This window comes from Mesorhizobium sp. M7A.F.Ca.CA.004.04.2.1 (assembly GCF_004022825.1).
Lineage (GTDB): Bacteria > Pseudomonadota > Alphaproteobacteria > Rhizobiales > Rhizobiaceae > Mesorhizobium.
In genome coordinates this window covers 1-1,132 of sequence record NZ_RZPH01001410.1, presented here as the reverse complement: position 1 = coordinate 1,132, position 1,132 = coordinate 1, and the positions used below count along the sequence as shown (strand labels likewise).

The following is a 1,132-nucleotide window of genomic DNA, read 5'->3' as shown; positions in this document are numbered from 1 at the left end:
GGATGGCAGACCGTTTCGGCGCCAAGAATATCTTTCGTGCCGCGATCGCGGTCTTCATCGTCGGCTCAATAGCCTGTGCGCTCTCCGGTTCGCTGCCAGCTTTTGTGGTCTCCCGCTTTCTGCAAGGCATTGGGGGCGCCATGATGACGCCGGTCGGGCGGCTGGTGCTGGTGCGCGCGACACCGAAAAGCGAACTCGTCGCGGCGATGTCCTGGCTGACCGTTCCGGCGCTGGTCGGGCCGCTGGTCGGACCGCCGGTCGGTGGCTTCATCACCACCTATTTCACCTGGCATTGGATTTTCCTGATCAATGTGCCGATCGGCGTGGTCGGCATCTGGCTGGCAACACGTTTCCTGCCGGAGACCGAACCCGCGCAGACCCCGCCACTTGATTTCATCGGCTTCGTGCTGAGCGGGCTGGCGGCATCCGGGGTGGTGTTTGGCCTGTCGGTGGTCAGCTTGCCCTATCTGCCGCCAATCGTCGGTGTCACCACCGTAACGGTCGGCCTCGTGTCGGGGGCGCTCTATCTGCTGCACGCGCGGCGCGCCAAAAACCCGCTGCTGGCGCTCGAACTGTTCCGCAACCAGGTGTTCCGCTCCTCGGTGCTTGGCGGCGGACTGTTCCGCATCGGCATTGGTGCTGTGCCGTTCCTGCTGCCGCTGATGTTCCAGATCGGTTTTGGGCTGACGCCGTTCCAGTCCGGCATGATCACCTTCGTCTCTGCAATCGGCGCCATCGGCATGAAATTCGTCACCGCGCTGATCTTCCGCGTCGCCGGCTTCCGCCGCGTGCTGGTTGTCGGTTCGCTGGTCGCCGCCGCCTCGATCGCCATCAACGGCCTGTTCACACCCGACACACCTTATCTCTTGATGCTGGCCATGCTGCTCGTCGGCGGCTTCATCCGATCGATGTTCTTCACTGGCGTCAATGCGCTCGCCTATGCCGAGGTTTCGGCTGAAGACACCAGCAAGGCGACGCCGATTACAGCGGTGTTCCAGCAGTTGTCGGTCGCGCTCGGCGTGGCGCTGGCCGGCGGAATCCTGGAAGTATCGACGTCAATCCATGGCGGCCCGCTGTCGCTGGACGACTTCCACATTGCCTTCTTCATCGTTGCAGCGGTCTCGGCGGCGGC

General features: G+C 63.5%; 1 protein-coding gene. It reads left to right on the top strand.

Features of this window, described 5'->3' with window-relative positions:
• Positions 1–1,132: MFS transporter (locus EN893_RS34985; RefSeq protein WP_128362212.1), on the top strand; the 1,132-nt coding region annotated here is incomplete at both ends.